Genomic DNA, 18,183 nt, shown 5'->3' on the forward strand with positions numbered 1-18,183 from the left:
CGCGGGTTCGCTTTCCCTCGTATTCGGCAGACGGAGAAGCGAGTTCATCCATCATATTTATTAGCCACCGTTGAACACGTAGGCGTGAGTCGTTCACAATGATCACGAGGGTACGGAAAAACGGTGGTCGAGCATGGTACTAGAGATAGTTCTAGCGGCGTTGCCGCTGTTGGTGGTGGCGGTGTTGCTGGTCGGCCTGCTGTGGCCGGCGACGCGGGCGATGCCGATCGCGTGGATCATCGCGCTGGGCGTGGGTTTTTTCGCCTGGAACATGCCCCCGGACTGGCTCGCGGCGGCCTCGATTACCGGTGTGATGACCGCCCTCGAGATCCTCTGGATCGTCTTCGGCGCGCTCTTGCTCCTGTACACGCTAATGCAGGCCGGCGCGTTCGATCGGATCAACCAGGGATTCGCCACGATCAGCGACGACCGCCGCGTACAGATCGTTCTCCTGGGGTTCTTCCTCGCAACGTTCATCGAGGGAGCGGCGGGCTTCGGGACGCCCGCCGCGGTCGTCGCACCCCTCCTGTTGGGACTCGGATTCCCGGCGCTGGCGGCGGTCATCGCGGCGATCATCGGCCACGTCATCGCCGTCACGTACGGCGCGGTGGGGACGCCCATCATCGTCGGCATTCAGGACCCGCTGGCCTCGGCCGGCTTCCAAGACGAGATCGCTCAAGGGGGCTACACCGTGCCCGAGTACTCGACGGAGGTAGCTGCTTGGGCGGCGACCTACCACACGCTCGTCGGCTTCGTGATGCCGCTGTTCGCCGTGGGAATGGTGGTGTACTTCTTCGGCGATCGTAACGAGCGTTCGCTCTCGCCCGCCTGGGAGGTCGCGCCGTTGTGTCTGGCCTCGGGGATCGCCTTCGCGGTTCCGTACTGGCTGTCGGCGTGGTTCTTCACCGCGGAGTTCCCGAGTCTCATCGGGTCGATGGTCGGCGGGGCGATCATCGTCAGCGTGCTGAAGGCGGGCTACCTCCTCCCCGATTCCCACTGGGATTTCCCGCCGCGTAGCGAGTGGCCGAGCCACTGGGTCGGAACCATCGAGCCCGGTGAGAACGGCGCGACGACGGGCCGGCCGAACAAGGCGACGGCCACCGACGGCGGCATCCCCAGCGGCCCGGAGATGTCGCTCGCTCGCGCGTGGTCGCCGTACGTCCTCGTCGTCGTGTTGCTCGTGGTCACCCGGGCGGTCGGCCCGATCTCGTCGTTCATCAACCGACCGGCCTTCATCGTCGAGTGGCAGGAGATCCTTGGCACTGGGATCTCCGGTAGTATCGCGTGGATGAACGTTCCCGGGTTCTGGCTGATCGTCAGCGCGGTGCTCGCGATCCCGATCTTCGGCATGAGCGGCGGACAGGTCTCTGCAGCATGGCGCGAGGCCGGGCAGAAGATCGTCTCGCCGCTCATCGCGCTGATCTTCGTCATCGCGATGGTGCAAGTGATGATCAACTCCGGTGCCCACCCCGGCGCCCCGGCGGGCGGCAGCATGATCGTCGTGCTCGCGACGGCGACCGCGGACCTGCTCGGTCCGGTCTACCCGGCGGTCGCGGCGCTGATCGGCGCGCTCGGCGCGGCGATGGCCGGTTCGAACACCGTCTCGAACATCACCTTCGGCGGCTTCCAGTTCGAGGCCGCCCAGCAACTGGGCCTGCCGACTCAGATCATCGTGGGCGCACAGGCCGTCGGCGGCGCGATCGGCAACCTCGTGGCCATCCACAACGTCGTCGCGGCGCTGGCGACGGTCGGTCTGGTCGGGCAAGAGGGCCGCGTCATGCGCCTGAACCTGATTCCGCTGGTCTACTACTCGATCTTCGTCGGGTTCTGGGCGCTGCTGTTCTCGTACGTGCTGTTCCCAAGCGCCTTCTGAAACGCCGGCTCGCTGCCGGCGGTTTTTTATTTGAGGTCCGGCGCGATCAGTTCGATCGGATGGTGCGGTTTTCGTTCCAACAGCGCGTCCAACTGATCCGTACAGGAAGTCCCGCTCGCGAGCACGGTCCGGTCGCGCTCGCCAGCGTCCTCGAACGTGTCAAGTGTAGACATACCGGTTCGTTCGACCACAGAGACATGGGTGTTTTCATCCGAGTGGTTCGTCGATCGTCGAATGTAGAGTCTGCCCCTGTCGATACCTTTTTGTCCGTCTCGAAAGTGGGTCCGGTATGTCACTGGAGGACGACTCCCTCGACTACCACGAGGCCGACCCACCGGGCAAGATCGAGATCGCGACCACCAAACCGACGAACACCCAGCGCGACCTCTCGCTCGCGTACTCGCCGGGAGTTGCCGGCCCCTGCCGAGCTATCGACGAGAACCCCGACGACGTCTATCGCTACACCGCCAAGGGCAATCTGGTCGGTGTGGTGTCCAACGGAAGCGCGGTCCTCGGGTTGGGCGACATCGGCGCGAGCGCCTCGAAGCCGGTTATGGAAGGGAAGGGCGTCCTGTTCAAGCGCTTTGCCGATATCGACGTCTTCGACATCGAACTCGATCTGGAGGACCCCGAATCGATGATCGCCGCGACGAAGGCCATGGAGCCCACCTTCGGCGGGATCAACTTAGAGGACATCAAGGCTCCCGAGTGTTTCCAGATCGAGGAAACCCTCCGAGAGGAGATGTCGATCCCGGTCTTCCACGACGACCAACACGGCACTGCGATCATCTCCGGAGCGGGGCTGCTCAACGCCGCGGAGATCGCCGGTAAGGAACTCGCGGACCTCGATGTGGTGCTCTCGGGGGCGGGCGCGAGCGCGATCGCCACGGCGCGGTTTTACGTCTCGCTCGGGGTCAAACGGGAGAACATCACGATGTGTGACTCCTCGGGGATCATCACCGAGGCGCGCGCCGAGGAGGTCAACGAGTACAAACGCCAGTTCGCTCGCGACCTCCCCGAGGGCGGCCTCGCGGACGCGATGGAGGGCGCGGACGTGCTCGTCGGCCTCTCGGTCGCCGGCATCGTCTCGCCGGAGATGGTCCGGTCGATGGCCGCCGACCCGATCATCTTCGCGATGGCCAACCCCGACCCCGAGATCACCTACGAGGACGCGAAGGGTGCCCGCGACGATACGGTGATCATGGCGACCGGGCGCTCCGATTACCCCAACCAGGTCAACAACGTGCTCGGCTTCCCGTTCATTTTCCGAGGGGCCTTGGACGTCCGGGCGACCGAGATCAACGAGGAGATGAAGGTCGCCTGTGCGGAGGCGCTTGCGGACCTCGCAAAACAGGACGTCCCGGACGCGGTCCGGAAGGGCTACGGCGACCAGCCACTGCAGTTCGGCTCCGAGTACATCCTCCCCAAGCCGATCGATCCCAGAGTCCTCTTCGAGGTCGCACCCGCGGTCGCACAGGCGGCGATCTCCAGTGACGTCGCGCGCCGCGAGGTCGAACTCGACGAGTACAAAGAACAACTCGAAGCCCGCCTCGGGAAGTCCCGCGAGATGATGCGGGTGGTGCTGAACAAGGCCCGTAGCGACCCCAAGCGGGTCGCGCTTGCGGAGGGCGAGGACGAGAAGATGATCCGCGCGGCCTACCAGATGCAGGAGGAGGGGATCGCCCAACCCGTTCTCATCGGCGACCGCGAGGAGATCGAAACGACGCTCCGACGGCTCGGGCTCGCCTTTGAGCCCGACGTGGTCGATCTCTCGGAGGCCGAGTACGACGAGTACGCCGAACGCCTCTACGACCTGCGCCAGCGCAAGGGCTTTACCCGCAGCGAGGCCGCAGACATGGTCCGCCGGGACTCGAACTACCTCGGAAGCGTGATGGTCGAAGCCGGCGACGCCGACGCCCTGCTGACGGGGCTGACGCATCACTACCCCTCGGCGCTTCGCCCGCCGCTCCAGACCATCGGTACCGCCGAGGACGCCAACTACGCCGCCGGGGTCTACCTGCTGGCGTTCAAGGATCAGGTCGTCTTCTGTGCGGACGCGACCGTCAACCAGAACCCCGACGAGGACGTCCTCGCGGAGGTCACGCGCCACACCGCGGACCTCGCCCGCCGCTTCAACGTCGAGCCGCGTGCGGCGATGCTCTCGTATTCGAACTTCGGTTCGGTCGACAACGAGGGGACGCGAAAACCCCGCGAAGCCGCCCGACTCCTCCGCCGGGATCCGGACGTGGACTTCCCGGTCGACGGGGAAATGCAGGCCGACACGGCCGTCGTCGAGGAGATCCTCAACGGTACCTACGACTTCGCGGAGCTAGAGGAGCCGGCGAACGTGCTCGTCTTCCCGAACCTCGAGGCGGGCAACATCGGCTACAAACTGCTCCAGCGTCTGGGCGGAGCCGAAGCCATCGGCCCGATGCTCGTCGGCATGGACAAACCGGTCCACGTCCTCCAGCGTGGCGACGAGGTCAAGGACATCGTCAACCTGGCGGCGGTCGCCGTGGTGGACGCACAGAACCAGTAGTCCGGCGGCCGCGCCCGCCGTTCCCGGACGAACACCTGCCCCAACACAATTAATTAAGAGGGTCCGTGACGCTCCTTCCTAACATGAAACGGGAGAACGGAACAGACCGGCCGGGGCCGGCATGAACGGCAACGACCGCTCGATCGCCGGGTTCACCATGCTCGCCCACGGGACCTTCCACACCTACGAGCTGTCGATTCCGCTCTTTATCGTGATCTGGCTCGATGTCTTCGACGTCTCGGCGTTCGTCCTCGGAGTCGTCGTCAGCGTCGGGTACGGGCTGATCGGCGTCGGCGCGCTGCCGAGCGGCGTGCTCGCCGACCAGTACGGCTCGCGCCGACTGATCGTCGCCGCGGTCGTCGGAATGGGCGGCGGTTTCTTCCTGCTCGCGCTCGCGCCCAACGTCTACACGCTCTGTGGGGCGATCGTCGTCTGGGGCGCCGCGGCGAGCATCTACCACCCCGCGGGTCTGTCGTTGATCAGTCGCGGGGCCGAGGAGCGCGGTACGGTGTTCGCGTACCACGGCGTCGGCGGCAACGTCGGCACCGCGTTCGGCCCGCTGCTTGCGGCACTCCTCCTCGTTTTTTTCGACTGGCGGATCGTCATCGTCGCGCTCGCGATCCCGGCGGTCGTCGTCGTGGCGGTCGGTTCCGCGATCGAGTTCGACGAGACTGCCGCGACCGCCGCCGACGGCGGCGAACGACCCGACACCCACGATAGCGACGACGGGTTCGATCTCGGGGGGATCGTCGCCGATTCCCGGCTGCTCTTTACGACGGGATTCGCCCTCGCGTTCGTGATCGTCATGCTCTATGGAACCTACTATCGTGGGTTGTTGACGTTCATGCCCGACATGATCGCGAACCTCCCGCAGTTTAGCACGTACACGGTCATGGGTCAGGCGGCCGAACCCGCCCAGTACATCTACACCGGCCTGCTGATGGTCGGCATCCTCGGCCAGTACGCCGGCGGCCGGATCACCGACCATATCAGAACGGAGTACGCGCTGTTGGCGACGCTGACGTCGCTCGCGGTCCTTGCGGTCGTCTTCCTTCCCGCGGCCGGTTGGGGGGTCGTTCCGTTTCTCACGGTGTGTGCGATCCTCGGGTTCTGTCTGTACGCGACCGCGCCGATCTACCAGGTCGTGATCGCTGAATACGCCGCAGAAGACGTCCACGGGCTCTCCTACGGCTTTACGTACCTCGGGATGTTCGGCGTCGGTGCGGGCGGGGCGGCGCTGGCGGGCGCGCTGTTGACGTACTTCAGCGCCGCCGTGTTGCTCGGAACCCTCGGCGCGATCGCGCTTCTGGCGGCGGGGCTCGTGGTGGTCGTCCTCGAATTCGTCTGAAATCCTCAGGCGACGCGGTTTCGCAGTTCTTCACCCGCCCAGTAGTGCTCGACGTTCTCCTTCACTAGATCGGCGATGTCGAGGTGATAGCGGTTGGTCGCAGAGCCCTTGTGAGGCATGACGAGTACCTCCTCCATGTCCCACAGCGGCGACTGGTCGGGGAGGGGCTCGGTCTCGAAGACGTCGAGTGCCGCCCCCGCGATCTCGCCGTCCTCGATCGCCGAGACGAGTGCGTCCTCGTCGACGATCGGGCCCCGAGCGACGTTCACGAGATACGAATCCTCGCGCATCGCCTCGAACTCCGGCGTCGAGAGCAGCCCGTCCGTCTCGGGGGTGTGGGGTAGCGTGATCGCGACGAACCGGGCGTCAGAGATGGCCTCGTGGAGGTCATCGGGGCCGTAGATCTCCGAGACGCCAGGGACTGGTTCATCAGAGCGCCGCACGCCGACGACCTCCATTCCCAACCCGTCCGCACGCGTGGCGATCCCCTCGCCGATGGTACCCAGTCCGAGCACACAGAGGCGCTCGTTCTCGACGGTGAAGGGGCGCTCGTAGTCGGGAGTGTACCAGTGGGTCTCGTTCTGGTTGTCCCGGTAGACGTGCAACATGCGTGCAAGCGAGAGCATGCAACCGATGGCGACCTCGCCGACGGTCGCACCGTGGATGCCCGAACTGTTCGTCAGAGGGACCCCGGCCTCGGCGTAGGCCTCGGTGTCGAAGGCGTCGTAGCCCGCCCGGGCGCAGTGGACCCACCCGGCGTCGAGGAACTCCTCGCCGGGGACGTAGGTGACCACGCCGTCGCGCTCGTCGTACTCCTCGCCGTCGCCGACGAGTTCGACCGGGATCGGGAAGTCCGAAAAGGCCTCGACGAACGCTTCCTTCGGGATGACGTTCTCGACGGATTCGTGGACGTACAACTGCTCGAGGTCGTTTGTAGCCATGCGCGTGAGTGTATCACTCCCGGGGTTGAAGCTTTCGGAACAGGGCTCCTCTATATCATGATCTATCATCGGGAATTCGGTGTTCGAGCTTGACAGAATTGGTAACTCTTATCACATAGTCGGACAGCATATTGGATAGTCACCGTAACGGTGAGGATATCATGGACGTCAACGAAGCGATCGCGCAGACGCTACGAGAGGAGGGTGTAGAGTACTTGTTCGGGTTCCCGAGCAATCCGCTGTTCGATACGGATTCGGCGGAGGAGGCGGGGGTTCGATCCATCATCACGCGCCAGGAGCGCACGGCCGTCCACATGGCCGACGCGGTCGGCCGGCTGACCTCCGGCGAGCAGGTCGGTGCCTTCGCCTGCCAGCACGGGCCGGGCACCGAGAACTCCATCGGCGGCGTCGCCCAGGCCTACGGCGAGTCCGCGCCCATCGTCGCGGTCCCCGCGGGCTACGACCTGGCGAAGACCGACGTGGATCCGAAGTTCAACTCCCTGGTGAGCTACCAGTCGGTGAGCAAGTCCTGCGAGCAGCTCGCGGATCCCGAGGCCGTAAGCGAGACGATGCGCCGGGCCTTTAGCTCGGCGCGAAACGGCCGGCCCCGTCCCTCCGTGGTCGAGGTCCCCAAGGACGTCTTCTATACGGATCTCGAAGAGGAGTTCGAGTATACGCCCTCGAAAGCACGACGCTCGGGGCCGGACCCGGCCGACGTCGAGACGGCGGCCGAGACGCTGGCCGAGGCCGAGCGCCCGGTGATCTTCGCCGGACAGGGCGTCCACTACGCGAAGGGCTGGGACGCTCTGAAAGAACTCGCAGAAACCCTCGAAGCGCCGGTGGCGACGAGTCTGAACGGGAAGAGCGCGTTCCCCGAGGACCACCCCCTCTCGCTGGGCGCCGCGAGCAAGAGCGAACCGGGACAGCTCACCCACTTCGTCCGGGAGGCCGACGTGCTGTTCGGGATCGGCTGTTCGTTCACCGAGACCGCTTACGGGCTAACGATGCCCGAAACGAGCGACAAGACGGTGATCCACTCGACGCTCGATCCGACCGACATCGACAAGGACGTCGTCTCGGACCATTCATTGGTCGGCGACGCCGACCTCACCCTCACAGCGCTGATCGAGGAACTCGACGGCCGCGTCGACGAGGACCGGGGACGGGCCGACGATGTCGCAAGCGAAATCGAGGAGGTTCGCGAGGAATGGCTCGCCGAGTGGGAGTCCAAACTCACCGCCGAGGACACCCCGATCAACCCCTACCGCGTGATCCGCGAACTCGACGAGACGGTCGACAAAGAGGAGGTCGTCATCACCCACGACGCGGGCAACCCGCGCGACTTCCTCGCGCCCTTCTTCGAAGTCACCGAACCCCTCTCGTATATCGGCTGGGGAAAGACCACTCAGTTGGGCTACGGGCTGGGGCTGACGATGGGTGCGAAGCTAGTCAATCCGGAGAAGCTCTGCATCAACGTCTGGGGCGACGGCGCGATCGGGATGACGGCCCTCGATCTGGAGACCGCAGCCCGCGAGGACATCCCGATCCTCTCGATCCATCTGAGCAACTTCGAGATGGCCTCGTATGACACGCCCTTCGGCGGGCACTGGGCGGACGTCGCGGAGGGGCTTGGCTGCTACGGCGAGCGCGTCGAGGACCCCGACGAACTCGGGGCCGCCATCGAGCGCGCCATCGAGAAGACCGAGGAGGGCACGCCTGCGCTGCTCGAAGTCATCACCTCGAAGGAGACCGAACTCTCGCGGCCGGACCTCGAATAAGCACCTCGCCCTCCAAGGGCGACGGGAACGTTTAACATCGACAGCTGAAACCACTACATCATGGAATCCGATAGCACGAGTCAGGAGAAGATACTCGACGGGATCACCGTCGTCGATCTGACGACGTTCGTCACCGGCGGTTTCGCCACACTAATGCTCGCGAACCAGGGCGCTGAGGTCATCAAGGTCGAACGTCCCGAACTCGGCGACGACAGTCGCCACTCGGGCCCGCCGTTCGTCTCGACTGAGAACTACGAAGGGCCCGGAAAGTCGGCCGCATCCCAGGGCGAGTCGCCGTACTTCTGGACGGTCAACTACGACAAGCAGAGCATCGAACTCAACCTCAAAAGCGAGGAGGGCCTGTCGATCTGCAAGGAGCTGATCGAGGAGGCGGACGTCGTCGTCGAGAACTACCGACCGGGCACCGCCGAACGGCTGGGCCTGGGCTACGACGATCTCCAAGATCTGAACCCCGAACTCGTCTACTGTTCGATCTCCGCCTTCGGCGAAACCGGCCCCTGGAGCGACCGACCGGGCTACGACCTGCTCGTCCAGGGCATGAGCGGGATCATGAGCGTCACCGGCGAGGAGGGGGGCGACCCGGTGAAAGTCGGCCTTCCTCAAACGGACCTCATCACGGCGATGTGGGCGGCCTTCGGGATCGTCGGCGCGCTGTTCCGGCGCGAACGCACGGGCGAGGGCGAGCGTGTCGAGTTGGGAATGCTCGATTCGTCGCTGCCGTGGCTCACCAAACAGGCCGCAAAGGCGTTCGTCGGCGAGGAAACGAGCAGAATGGGCACTAAAGACCCCGTGCTCGCGCCGTACCAGAGCTATCCCACCGCGGACGGGTATCTGAACGTCGCCTGCGGAAATCAAAAACTCTGGGAGGGGTTTTGCACCGAAATCGGGCGGGAGGACCTCCTCGAAGACCCCCGCTTTAGCGAGAACGCAGACCGCGTCGAACACATGGACGAACTGGAAGGGGAACTCTCGGAGACGCTCCGCGAGCGCACGACCGACGAGTGGGTCGAGACGCTGGCCGAGGAGGCGGGTCTGCCCGTCGGGCCGGTCTACGAGGTCGATGAGGCACTGGAGAGCGAGCAGGTCGAGGCCCGCGGCGCGGTCGGCTCGCTTTCCCATCCCGCGGCGGGCGAGATCCCGAGCCTCGAACACCCGCTGAACTTCGAGGGCGCAGACAGCGGGTTCGACGACGCACCGCCGTTGCTCGGCGAGGATACCGAGGCTATCCTCGACCGACTTGGCTACTCCGAGGAACAGGTTGCGGAGCTGCGTGAAGCGGGTGCGATACCCGACGCGTAGAACGACAGTGAGGTTCGGACGCAACACATTTATCCGTGTGTTACGATCTCTCATTCGACACCCAACCGGCGTGACCCGTCCTTGCTGTGTTCCAGCCGGGACCTCTGGGTGCGTCGACGGAATACGGACCGGAACGCGGAGACGATCACAGAGGAGACACGCTTGACAATGGCAACAACCGACCGAAACGATCCTGCGACCGACGACCGAGCGAACTACGACTACACGAACGGCGACGTCGAGCGCCCCGACCTCGTGGCCGACCTCGAAGCCCGTGTTGAGGGCGACGTGCGCTTCGACGAGTACTCCCGGGAGCTGTACGCGACCGACGCCAGCGCCTACGAGGTCACGCCCATCGGCGTGGTCTTTCCGGCCTCGACCGAGGACATCGCCGCGGTGATGGGCTACTGTGCCGACCGGGAGATTCCCGTGTTGCCCCGTGGCGGCGGGACGAGCCTCGCGGGCCAGTCGGTCAACGAGGCGGTCGTACTGGACCTCTCCCGATACATGACCGACATCACCGACGTCGATCCCGACGCGATGCGCGCACGCGCTCAGACCGGCATCACGCTCGGCGAGCTCAACCGCACCCTCGAACCCGAGGGGATCAAGTTCGCGCCCGACCCATCGACGGCCGACCGCAGCGCCCTCGGGGGTGCCATCGGCAACAACACGACCGGCGCCCACTCGCTGTTGTACGGTAAGACCGACGCCTACGTCGAGGAGTGTGAGGCCGTCCTCTCCGATGGCTCGGTCCATACCTTCGGTGAGGTGAGCGTCGAGGAACTGCGCGAAAGCGCCGATCCCGACGGCGAGCTGATCGAGCGGATCCACGCCGAAGTGGTTCGCATCATCGACGAGGAAAGCGACGCCGTCGCGGAGCGCTACCCGAGCATGAAGCGAAACGTCTCGGGGTACAACCTCGACGTGCTTGTCGAGGAAGCCCGGGGGGAGGGGGCGACGGAGGAAGGGACAGTGAACCTCGCGCGCCTGTTGGTCGGCAGCGAGGGCACCCTCGCCATCGTCACCGAGGCCGAGGTAGCGCTCGAAACCATCCCCGAGACGAAGTCGATCGGACTGCTGACCTACCACAGCCTGCTGGAGGCGATGGAGGACGTCGGCCCGATCCTCGAACACGAGCCTGCCGCCCTCGAAGTGCTCGACGGCGTACTCGTCGACCTCGCGCGCGGGCTCGACGAGTTCAAGGACGTCATCGGGATGTTGCCCGACGAGACCGACACGTTCCTGCTCGTCGAGTTCTACGCCGATTCCGACGAGGAGCGCCGCGAGAAGGTCGAAACCCTGCTCGAAGACCGAGTGGATGAGATCGCCTTCGACGGCTACGAGGCCTACGACAAAGAGACCCAGAAGGACTTCTGGAAGATGCGCAAGGCCTCGACGCCGATCCTCCTTTCCAGAACCGGCGACGAGAAACACATCGCCTTCATCGAGGACGTCGCCATCCCACCCGAGCACCTCCCCGAGTACACCGCCGACTTCAAGCAGGTCTTCGAGGACCACGACACGTTCGGGAGCTTCTATGCGCATGCCGGTCCGGGCTGTATGCACGTCCGCCCACTGATCAACACCAAGACGGCGGAGGGCGTCGAAACGATGGTCTCGATCTCGGACGCCGCAACGGACCTCGCAGTCAAATATGGCGGCAGCGTTTCCGGGGAGCACGGCGACGGCAGAGCCAGAACCCAGTGGAACAAAAAGCTCTACGGCGAGCACCTCTGGGACGTCTTCCGCGACCTGAAGACGGCCTTCGACCCCGATTGGTTGTTGAACCCCGGTTCGGTCTGTGGGGACTTCGACATGAGCGAGAACCTCCGGTTCGGCCCGGACTACGAGTTCGAGGCGGGCTTCGAGCCCTCGCTCAACTGGGAGAACGACAACGGGTTTCAGGGGATGGCCGAGCTCTGCCATGGGTGTGGCGGCTGTCGTACGAGCCAGGACGGTGCGGGCGGGGTGATGTGTCCGACCTATCGCGCCGCCGACGAGGAGATCACGAGTACGAGAGGTCGGGCGAACATGCTCCGGCAAGCGATGAGCGGCGACTTACCTGACGAAGAGCAGTTCGACGTCGAGTTCATGCACGAGGTGATGGACCTCTGTGTGGGCTGTAAGGGCTGTGCGCGGGACTGTCCCTCCGAGGTGGACATGGCGAAGATGAAAGTCGAGGTCGAACACGAGTACCTGAAGCGTCACGGGGTCGACCTGCGCTCGCGCGTCTTCGCGCGGATCGACTGGCTCTCGGATCTCGGGAGCGCGACCGCGCCGCTCTCGAACCTCGCGAGTTCGCTGCCCGGGTCGGGGCTCCTCACCGAGAAGGTGCTGGGGATCGCCCGCGAGCGCACTCTGCCCGCCTTCGAGCCAGAGACGCTCACCGAGTGGTACGAAAAGCGCGGCCCGAAAGTGAGTGAGGAGCAAGCGGACCGGAAGGTCCTGCTTTTTCCCGATACGTTCACCGACCACAACAACACGAAGGCGGGTAAGGCCGCAATCGAAGTGCTGGAGGCCGCGAACGTCCACGTGCGGATTCCTGAGGGTGTGACCGGCAGTGGGCGGCCCGCCCATTCGAAAGGGCTGATCGGCCTCGCGAAGGAGAAGGCCGACCGGAACGTCACCGCGCTCGCACCGGACGTCAACGCCGACTGGGACGTCGTCGTCGTCGAGCCCTCCGACGCCGTGATGTTCCAGCTCGACTACCGGGACCTGCTCTCGGGTGAGGCGGTCGAACGGATCGCACAGAACACCTACGGCGTCATGGAGTACATAGACCGGTTCCGCCTCGACGAGGCGATGAGCTTCGGCGCGCTCGACGAGTCGCTTACGTATCACGGCCACTGCCACCAGAAGGCGGTCAAGAAGGACCACCACACCGTCGGCGTCCTGCGCCGGGCGGGCTACCGGGTCGACCCCCTCGATTCGGGCTGCTGTGGCATGGCGGGCTCCTTCGGCTACGAGGCCGAACACTACTCGATGAGCCAGGCGGTCGGCTCCATGCTGTTCGGCCAGATCGAGGAAAGCAGTGGAGAGAGCGTCGTCGCCCCCGGCTCGTCGTGTCGCAGTCAGATCGGCGACGAATACGGGGAGAAGCCGCCCCACCCGGTCAGGAAACTCGCCGAGGCGTTGGCTTAATCGGAGCCGAACGCGCCGCCCGCGGTCCACTCCTCCAACGTCGTCTGATCCTCCGCGACCTCCGAGAAGACCTCTTCCGTGTGCTCGCCGAGTCGCGGTGCGGGCTCCCTGATCTCGGGTTCGTAGTCCGCGAAGTCGATCGGGTGACCCGGGAGCAGGCACTCGCCCCAGTCGGGGTCCTCGTGGGGGATCGTCAGGTCGCGCGCGTCGGTCTGTTCGTGCTCGACGACGTCCTCAACGTCGTTGATCGGCCCGCAGGGAAAGCCATAGTCTGTGAGCGAATCGAGCCAGTGTTCCGTACTCTCCGTCTCGAACTCCGATTCGATGATCTCCAGAACCTCCTCGGCATGCTCCTGTCGGTCGTCGTTGGTCGGGTACTCCGCGAGTTCCTCGCGGCCCACCAACTCGACGAAATCGTCCCAGCGGTCGTCGCTCGGGACGCCCGTGACGAGCGCTCCATTCGAGGTTTCGAAGCGCTGGTAGGGCACGAGCGTCTGGTGGCTCGTCCCCTGTGGGCCCGGCACGCTCCCGTCCATCGAGTACTCCGTGAGGTACTCGTTCATGAGCGTCACGATCGAATCGAACAGCCCGACGTCGAACTTGCCGACGAACTCGTCGCTCCGCTCGCCCATGCGCTCGCGCTCGTAGAGCCGCGTGAGGACGCCCATCGCCGCGAACATCCCCGTCGTGAGGTCGCCGATGGCCTGGCCCACCTTCACGGGCTGGCCGCCCTCGGGTCCGGTGACGCTCATGATCCCGCCTTCCGCTTGGAGAATGAGGTCGAGACCCGGTTTCTCCTTATACGGTCCGCTCTCGCCGTAGCCCTTGATGCTCGCGTAGACGATCCCCGGGTTCTCCTCGCGGAGGTCCTCGTAGCCGATACCGAGTTTGTCGGTGACGCCGTAGCCGAAGTTCTCGACGAAGACGTCGGCCGCCGAAAGCAGCGATCGGGCGGCCTCGACGCCCGCCTCGCTCTTCAGATCGAGCGTCACCGACCGCTTGTTCCTGTTGTTCGCCATGAAGTACCCCGACTTCCCTTCGGGGCCGACGCCCTGGGTGCGTGCGGGGTCACCCGCGCCGGGCCGTTCGATCTTCACGACCTCCGCGCCCATGTCCGCGAGCAACGCGCCACAGAAGGGGCCTGCACGGTGGGCGGTCATCTCGACGACCGACACTCCCGAAAGCGGGCCCTGATTCCCGTTCATGCTCACTCGTCCTCGTTGAACTCGTCGACCAGTTCCCGGCGCTCGTCGGTGGCGAACTGCTCCCACCAGAGGTCGGCTTCGAACTCCCGGGCGTCGGCCGCGTCGGTCGCGTCCGCCGCGTAGTTGAGCGCGCGCTTCGAGTTCTTGACCGCCTTCCGCCCTGTGTCCTGGATCCCGTCGATGATTCCCTGTACCGTTTCGTCAAGCTCCTCGCGCGCAACGGCGTGGTTGATCAGCCCGATCCGCTCGGCCTCGGCGGCATCGACGTAGCCCGCGGTGAAGACCAGTTCCTTGGCTTTGGCCTCGCCGACGAGTTCGATCGCCCGCTTGTTCGCCCCTCCTGTCGGTATCTGGCCGATGTTCGCGGTCGGCACGCCGAACTTCGCGTCCTCGACCGCCACACGGAGGTCACAGAACATCGCGAGGATCAGCCCGCCACCCACACAATACCCGTTGATCTTCGCGATCACGGGCGCGTGACAGTGCAGGGCCTTCCGGTACATCTCGTAGAACAGTTCCTGGCGGTCCTGCTGGTGGGCGTGGTCCTCGGTCGTGCCGGCGTATTCCGTTATATCCGCGCCCGCAGAGAAGGCGTCCTCGCCCTCTCCCGTGATGACGACCGCATCGATCTTCCTGTCGAGTTGGATCTCGTCGAAGGCGCGCGAGAGGTCCAGCATTACCTCGTCGTTCAACGCGTTGTACACCTCGGGGCGGTGGAACTCGATCGTAGCGACGCTGTCTTCGACATCGACGCTGATGCTCTCGTAGGCCGTATAGCTGACCATGTGGAGTCACCGCACACCCGGGGGAAAAGTCTTCCCGAAAGCCCTCGGCCGGACTTGGCAGTTCGACCTCGCCCTTTGCATTTCCCAAGAAAAGACCGCTTCGCGGTCCTTTCGGGTCCCGAAAATCGAAGATTTCCGAGGACCGCCAGGCCGCATTGCGAGCAGTCCGGATTCGAACTGCTCGCTGGGGACGCCAGCCCTTCCCCGCCCCACTCGCGGTGCCGTCGGGAGTGACGGCACCGCTCGCGCCGGCCATAGCGAGGACCCTCCCGAACTCACGCTCCGACTCCGTAACGGCTTAATCCTCTCCCCGGATGTGTGCGAGTGCATGTCTTACGAGATCGCCACGATTCCCGGCGACGGGATCGGGCCGGAAGTCGTAGAGGCGACCCTCCCGCTGTTCGAGGAGGTCGCCGGGAATCACGGCGTCGAGGTCGAGTTCACGCGCTACGATTGGGGCAGCGACCGCTACCTCGAAGAGGGCGCGATGATGCCCGAGGACGGCCTCGAACGGATCGAGGGAAGCGACGCCATCCTGCTGGGGGCCGTTGGCCACCCCGAGGTGCCCGATCACGTCACGCTGCATGGGTTGCTTCTGCCTATCCGTAAGGAGTTCAACCAGCAGGTCTGCGAGCGTCCGTCGATCCTCTTCGAGGGCGTCGAGAGTCCACTCAAGGGTTACGAGGGTGGAGACGTGGATTTCGTCGTCTACCGGGAGAACACAGAGGGCGAGTACGCCGACGTCGGTGGGCGCGAACACGTCGGCTTCGGCCACGAGATCGCGGTCCAGAGCTCGGTGTTCACCCGCCAGGGAACCGAGGCGATCCTCCGGGCGGCCTTCGAGGCCGCAGAGGAACGCGAGGGTCACCTCACGAGCATCACGAAGTCCAACGCCCAGGCCTACAGCATGGTCTTCTGGGACGACGTGGTCGCCGAGGTGGCAGCGGACTACCCCGACGTCGAGGTCGAGAGCCTGCTGGTCGACGCCGCCTCGATGGACTTCATCCGCCGACCCGAGGAGTTCGACGTGGTCGTCGCCTCGAACCTCTTCGGGGACATTCTGACGGACATCGGTGCGATCGTCACGGGAAGCATGGGGCTGGCTCCCTCGGGCAACATCAACCGTTCTGGCACCTACCCATCGATGTTCGAGCCGGTCCATGGAAGCGCCCCCGACATCACGGGCGAGGGCGTTGCGAACCCGATCGCAACCGTGCTCTCGGGAGCGATGCTGTTCGAGAACGTCAGCGAAGAGGCGGTCTCGGCGGATCTCTGGGGAGCAGTTCGCGAGGTGCTCGCCGACGAGTCGGCCCCGACGCCGCCTGATCTGGGCGGATCGGCAGGAACCGAAGAAATGATCGGGGCGCTTTCGGGCCGGCTCTAGTCCGATTCGGCCCGTATCGAAACGACGGGACACTCCGAATCCAAGAGCACGGATTGAACGACGCTGCCGAACAGCGCCTTCCCCACCGGCGAGCGTTTCCGCCCGGCGACGACGACGTATCTCGCCGCCTGCTGGCGGGCGTACTCGACGATCTCGTCGGCCGGGTCGCCGATGAGCCCGACCGGCGTGGCGTCGGCGTCCGCCGTCGCGATGGCTTCGGCAGCGATGTTCTCGGCGGTCCCGACGACGCGTTCGACGGGGACCGCCTCTCCGGTCTCCCCTACGTTCGTCCGTTCGAGCGAGACGAACTCCTCGCGTGTGAGGACGTGGACCACGTCGACGGGCTCGTCGAACGCATCGCCGAGGGTGACGGCCTCGCGGACGACGGTACCCGCCCTGTCGCTTCGGTCGATTGCTGCAACGATGACCATGGCTCGTGTTGACTGCCACCAGTATTAAACGGTCCGGAACTATTTGATCGTTGGTACGATACGCGCGGTAGGGGGGCGACCGTCGGCCGATATTCCTCGACTACCTCGTCCCCGTCGACGGGCGATGGGGAGTTTCGTCAGGATCCGCGCTCGCCGGGTAAATCATACGGAAAGATTTATATATCTACTCTATAATCATGATAGTGAGACCCTACCGTACAGGATCGGCGGCGGGCGGCCTCGCCTGTCGGGGTGATAATCGGACGACCACACTCACCCCGACGGGATCCGACGCTCCCAGTCCGATTGTCGTCCGGGGTCGGAAACGAGAATCCATGAGAAATCAAGACAACGATTCGACATCACAGGGGGTAGCGAACCGAGCGATAGCCGGACGCCGACGGTTCTTACAGTTGGCAGGCGCCGGATCCGTTGCCGCGCTCGCGGGCTGTCTGGCCGGCGACAACGGCGGTGGCGGCGGCGGCGAGGGCGAGGGCGACTGGGAGCCGAGCCAGTCGATCCGGTATATCGTCCCGTACGACCAGGGTGGCGGCACCGACGTCTACGCCCGGGGGATTCAGGAGGGGCTAGCCAACGCGACCGGCCAGTCGATCCAGATCGACAACGTCCCCGGCGCGGGCGGGCTCAACGGCTACGGCGAACTGATGGGTGCCCAGCCCGACGGCCACACCATCCTCGGGAGCGCGACCCCCCTGGAGGTCGCCCCACAACTGCTGGAGGACCCCGGGTTCGACCAGCGTGACGCCGAGGGGGTTTCGATCTTCGGACAGTCGGTCTGGACGCTCGTCGTCAACGAGCAGTACCAGGGTCAGGTCGAGACGTTCGACGACGTCATGGAGATGTACAACTCCGGCGAATGGGAGTCACTCGGTGTCCAAGAACCCGGCAGCTCCCAGGACGTGATCGCCCTCCTGGCGAAGTATCAGTACGCCGATGAGTGGGGCTGGAACTGGACCGAACGCGTCCAATACACCGGGACCGGTCCCGTTTCGCAGGCGGTCGCGAGCGGCGAGGTCCCCGCCGGCATCGGGACCGACGCGGGGACGCAGTCCGTCGTCGACAACGGCCGGATCTACCCGGTCGTCACGTTCGTCAGCGACGGTTCGCAGGTCTATCCCGACGTGGAGTCGGTGACCGATGCGGGCTACCCCGAGATCGACTTCGTCGGCGGGCTGAGTCGAGGGGTCTTCGCCCCACCGGAAACCGAGGAAAGCCGCAGACAGACGCTTTCGGACATGTTCGCGGAGGCCGTTGAATCCGACAGTACCCAGAGCTGGTCCGACGAGACCGGCAACCCGGTCTTCCACGAGGGGCCCGAGGCGGCGAACCAACTCCTCGACGACGTCTTCGCGGCCTACGAGGAGAACAACGTCATCGACCTCGTCCAGCAGTACTCCTGACCGATCGCCATCGT

General features: G+C 65.1%; 13 protein-coding genes. 8 read left to right on the forward strand and 5 right to left on the reverse strand.

Going from position 1 to position 18,183, the window contains the following annotated elements:
* Positions 1–133: 133 nt before the first annotated feature.
* Positions 134–1,873 (forward strand): L-lactate permease, encoded by a 1,740-nt coding sequence (locus HACJB3_RS09430; protein WP_049934389.1) that lies wholly within the window; start codon positions 134–136, stop codon positions 1,871–1,873.
* A gap of 26 nt (positions 1,874–1,899) precedes the next feature.
* Here HACJB3_RS09430 and HACJB3_RS09435 read toward each other — a convergent pair whose 3' ends face one another.
* The gene (locus HACJB3_RS09435) at positions 1,900–2,046 is read right to left on the reverse strand and encodes a hypothetical protein (protein WP_008417191.1); all 147 of its coding nucleotides are present in this window, start codon (positions 2,044–2,046) and stop codon (positions 1,900–1,902) included.
* Positions 2,047–2,162: 116 nt separating this feature from the next.
* Between HACJB3_RS09435 and HACJB3_RS09440 the strand changes: the two genes are divergently transcribed.
* Both HACJB3_RS09440 and HACJB3_RS09445 read left to right on the forward strand, forming a co-directional pair.
* Entirely contained in the window at positions 2,163–4,412 is a 2,250-nt protein-coding gene (locus HACJB3_RS09440; protein ID WP_008417190.1) for an NADP-dependent malic enzyme, read from the forward strand.
* 121 nt (positions 4,413–4,533) lie between these two features.
* The gene (locus tag HACJB3_RS09445) at positions 4,534–5,760 is read left to right on the forward strand and encodes an MFS transporter (RefSeq protein WP_008417189.1); all 1,227 of its coding nucleotides are present in this window, start codon (positions 4,534–4,536) and stop codon (positions 5,758–5,760) included.
* A gap of 5 nt (positions 5,761–5,765) precedes the next feature.
* Here HACJB3_RS09445 and ddh read toward each other — a convergent pair whose 3' ends face one another.
* Entirely contained in the window at positions 5,766–6,701 is a 936-nt protein-coding gene (gene ddh / locus HACJB3_RS09450; RefSeq protein WP_008417188.1) for a D-2-hydroxyacid dehydrogenase, read from the reverse strand.
* Positions 6,702–6,862: 161 nt separating this feature from the next.
* Here ddh and HACJB3_RS09455 point away from each other — a divergent pair, with 161 nt between their 5' ends.
* The 3 genes from HACJB3_RS09455 to HACJB3_RS09465 all read left to right on the forward strand — a co-directional run bounded on the left by HACJB3_RS09455 (position 6,863) and on the right by HACJB3_RS09465 (position 12,943).
* Positions 6,863–8,479 carry a thiamine pyrophosphate-requiring protein gene (locus tag HACJB3_RS09455; protein ID WP_008417186.1) on the forward strand — a complete coding sequence of 539 codons (1,617 nt, stop codon included), beginning with the start codon at positions 6,863–6,865 and terminating at the stop codon, positions 8,477–8,479.
* A 60-nt stretch (positions 8,480–8,539) separates the two neighbouring features.
* Positions 8,540–9,799, forward strand: coding sequence for a CaiB/BaiF CoA transferase family protein (locus HACJB3_RS09460; protein WP_008417185.1), 1,260 nt, complete (start codon positions 8,540–8,542; stop codon positions 9,797–9,799).
* A gap of 168 nt (positions 9,800–9,967) precedes the next feature.
* Positions 9,968–12,943, forward strand: a complete 2,976-nt coding sequence (locus HACJB3_RS09465; RefSeq protein WP_008417184.1) for an FAD-binding and (Fe-S)-binding domain-containing protein — start codon at positions 9,968–9,970, stop codon at positions 12,941–12,943.
* Here HACJB3_RS09465 and HACJB3_RS09470 read toward each other — a convergent pair.
* Positions 12,940–14,148 carry a CaiB/BaiF CoA transferase family protein gene (locus tag HACJB3_RS09470; protein WP_008417183.1) on the reverse strand — a complete coding sequence of 403 codons (1,209 nt, stop codon included), beginning with the start codon at positions 14,146–14,148 and terminating at the stop codon, positions 12,940–12,942. The two genes, HACJB3_RS09465 and HACJB3_RS09470, sit on opposite strands and share 4 nt — an antisense overlap.
* 2 nt (positions 14,149–14,150) lie before the next feature.
* The gene (locus HACJB3_RS09475) at positions 14,151–14,933 is read right to left on the reverse strand and encodes an enoyl-CoA hydratase/isomerase family protein (RefSeq protein WP_008417182.1); all 783 of its coding nucleotides are present in this window, start codon (positions 14,931–14,933) and stop codon (positions 14,151–14,153) included.
* A gap of 328 nt (positions 14,934–15,261) precedes the next feature.
* On the opposite strand from HACJB3_RS09475, the gene HACJB3_RS09480 reads away from it, so the two are divergent.
* Positions 15,262–16,317 (forward strand): isocitrate/isopropylmalate dehydrogenase family protein, encoded by a 1,056-nt coding sequence (locus HACJB3_RS09480; RefSeq protein ID WP_008417181.1) that lies wholly within the window; start codon positions 15,262–15,264, stop codon positions 16,315–16,317.
* Here HACJB3_RS09480 and HACJB3_RS09485 read toward each other — a convergent pair.
* The gene (locus tag HACJB3_RS09485) at positions 16,314–16,748 is read right to left on the reverse strand and encodes a universal stress protein (RefSeq protein ID WP_008417180.1); all 435 of its coding nucleotides are present in this window, start codon (positions 16,746–16,748) and stop codon (positions 16,314–16,316) included. The genes HACJB3_RS09480 and HACJB3_RS09485 overlap by 4 nt on opposite strands.
* A gap of 413 nt (positions 16,749–17,161) precedes the next feature.
* Here HACJB3_RS09485 and HACJB3_RS09490 point away from each other — a divergent pair, with 413 nt between their 5' ends.
* Entirely contained in the window at positions 17,162–18,169 is a 1,008-nt protein-coding gene (locus HACJB3_RS09490) for a Bug family tripartite tricarboxylate transporter substrate binding protein (protein WP_008417179.1), read from the forward strand.
* The last annotated feature ends 14 nt before the right edge of the window (positions 18,170–18,183 follow it).

Origin of the sequence: Halalkalicoccus jeotgali B3, assembly GCF_000196895.1 — an archaeon.
Classification (GTDB): domain Archaea; phylum Halobacteriota; class Halobacteria; order Halobacteriales; family Halalkalicoccaceae; genus Halalkalicoccus; species Halalkalicoccus jeotgali.

What these genes read in the sequence shown, in the direction of transcription:
- HACJB3_RS09470 (WP_008417183.1), bottom strand. Translation starts at nt 14,148, where the DNA reads ATGAACGGGAATCAGGGCCCGCTTTCGGGAGTGTCGGTCGTCGAGATG.
- HACJB3_RS09475 (WP_008417182.1), bottom strand. Translation starts at nt 14,933, where the DNA reads ATGGTCAGCTATACGGCCTACGAGAGCATCAGCGTCGATGTCGAAGAC.
- HACJB3_RS09455 (WP_008417186.1), top strand. Translation starts at nt 6,863, where the DNA reads ATGGACGTCAACGAAGCGATCGCGCAGACGCTACGAGAGGAGGGTGTA.
- HACJB3_RS09480 (WP_008417181.1), top strand. Translation starts at nt 15,262, where the DNA reads ATGTCTTACGAGATCGCCACGATTCCCGGCGACGGGATCGGGCCGGAA.
- HACJB3_RS09485 (WP_008417180.1), bottom strand. Translation starts at nt 16,748, where the DNA reads ATGGTCATCGTTGCAGCAATCGACCGAAGCGACAGGGCGGGTACCGTC.
- HACJB3_RS09440 (WP_008417190.1), top strand. Translation starts at nt 2,163, where the DNA reads ATGTCACTGGAGGACGACTCCCTCGACTACCACGAGGCCGACCCACCG.
- HACJB3_RS09460 (WP_008417185.1), top strand. Translation starts at nt 8,540, where the DNA reads ATGGAATCCGATAGCACGAGTCAGGAGAAGATACTCGACGGGATCACC.
- HACJB3_RS09430 (WP_049934389.1), top strand. Translation starts at nt 134, where the DNA reads ATGGTACTAGAGATAGTTCTAGCGGCGTTGCCGCTGTTGGTGGTGGCG.
- ddh (WP_008417188.1), bottom strand. Translation starts at nt 6,701, where the DNA reads ATGGCTACAAACGACCTCGAGCAGTTGTACGTCCACGAATCCGTCGAG.
- HACJB3_RS09445 (WP_008417189.1), top strand. Translation starts at nt 4,534, where the DNA reads ATGAACGGCAACGACCGCTCGATCGCCGGGTTCACCATGCTCGCCCAC.
- HACJB3_RS09465 (WP_008417184.1), top strand. Translation starts at nt 9,968, where the DNA reads ATGGCAACAACCGACCGAAACGATCCTGCGACCGACGACCGAGCGAAC.
- HACJB3_RS09435 (WP_008417191.1), bottom strand. Translation starts at nt 2,046, where the DNA reads ATGTCTACACTTGACACGTTCGAGGACGCTGGCGAGCGCGACCGGACC.